The 1,558-nt window shown below is 34.7% G+C and carries 2 protein-coding genes; both read left to right on the plus strand.

The genetic code is table 11. The features are described from left to right. A partial coding sequence (locus AA81_RS13075) for a DegT/DnrJ/EryC1/StrS family aminotransferase (protein WP_103899282.1) occupies positions 1-1,002 on the plus strand: 1,002 nt, incomplete at its 5' end. A 50-nt stretch (positions 1,003-1,052) separates the two neighbouring features. Next, positions 1,053-1,558: nucleotide sugar dehydrogenase (locus AA81_RS13080; protein ID WP_245863657.1), on the plus strand; the 506-nt coding region annotated here is incomplete at its 3' end.

The raw sequence follows: 1,558 nt of genomic DNA on the forward strand, positions 1-1,558 counted from the left end.
AAGTATGCTATCGGTGTTGCTAATGGTTCTGATGCCCTAAGAATATCGGTTCAAGCTCTGGGTATAAAAGAAGGAGATTACGTTATCACCACACCATATACTTTTTTTGCAACCGCAAGTGCAATTGTACTGAATGGAGCCACTCCTATATTTGTGGATGTAGAAGATAAATACTACAACCTTGATTTGGATAAAGTCGAAGATTTGCTTGAAAATCATCCAGAAAAAGAAAAAATTAAAGCCATTATTCCTGTACACCTTTTTGGAAAAACCGTTGATTTAGAGAGATTGGAAAAAATAAGAGAGAATTACAACGTAAAAATCATAGAAGATGCCGCCCAATCTATTGGGTCTGTATGGCAGTATAAGAATGGTGAAAGAAAATTTAGTGGCAGTATAGGAGATTTGGGTATTTTTTCTTTCTTCCCAACAAAAAATCTGGGTGGTTATGGTGATGGTGGAATGGTTGTTACAAACGATGCGGTTTTGGCAGATAGGATCAGAAAATTAAGGGTTCATGGTGCTGCAAAAAAATATTATCACGATGAAGTTGGTTATAATTCAAGATTAGACGAAGTTCAAGCTGCAATATTGCGAATAAAATTAAATAATTTAGATGAATACATTGATAAAAGAATAAAGAAGGCAAAAAATTATGAAGAATTATTTGAATTACATAACCTCAACGAACATTTAAGTTATCCTGCTTATTTTAATGATAGAACCCATGTCTATCACCAATACGTCGTCACTTTGAATAATCCTAAAGATAGGGATAAATTGAAAAAATTTTTAGAAAATAAAGGCGTTGGAACATCCATATACTATCCCCTTGGCTTGCACCTTCAAAAGAGCTTTGAGAACCTGGGTTATAAAGAAGGGGACTTCCCTGTAGCTGAAAATGCATCCAAATCGACGATAGCCTTGCCAATGTTTCCAGAGCTCACTAAAAAAGAACAGGAATACGTAGTTAAATGTATTAAAGAGTTTTTTTCAAACTAGTTTTAGAGTTTCTAAAGATAGTGTTATTCTAGAAAGAGGAGGACTAAAAAATGGCATTACTAGACAAAATAAAAGATAAAACGGCAAAGATAGGGGTAATAGGTTTAGGTTATGTTGGTTTACCTCTTGCGGTAGAAAAAGCGAAGGCAGGGTACCATGTTTTAGGGTTCGATGTACAACAAGAAAAGGTAGAAAAGGTCAACAAAGGGGTAAATTATATTGGAGATGTTGTAAATTCAGAGTTAGAAAAGCTGGTTGAAGATGGTTATCTAAGCGCCACTGCCGATTATGATAAAATAAAGGAATGCGATTGTGTAATGATATGTGTTCCAACCCCTTTGAATAAATACAAACAACCTGATTTAAGTTTCGTTGTTGATTCAACAAAAGAGGTAGCCAAAAGGCTTCATCCTGAAATGTTAATTGTTTTAGAAAGCACTACCTATCCGGGAACTACCGAAGAAGTAATTCTGCCATTATTACAAGAATATGGATTTAAGGTTGGAAAAGATTTTTATTTAGCTTTTAGCCCAGAAAGGGTAGATCCAGGAAATTT

The organism is Petrotoga halophila DSM 16923, assembly GCF_002924615.1.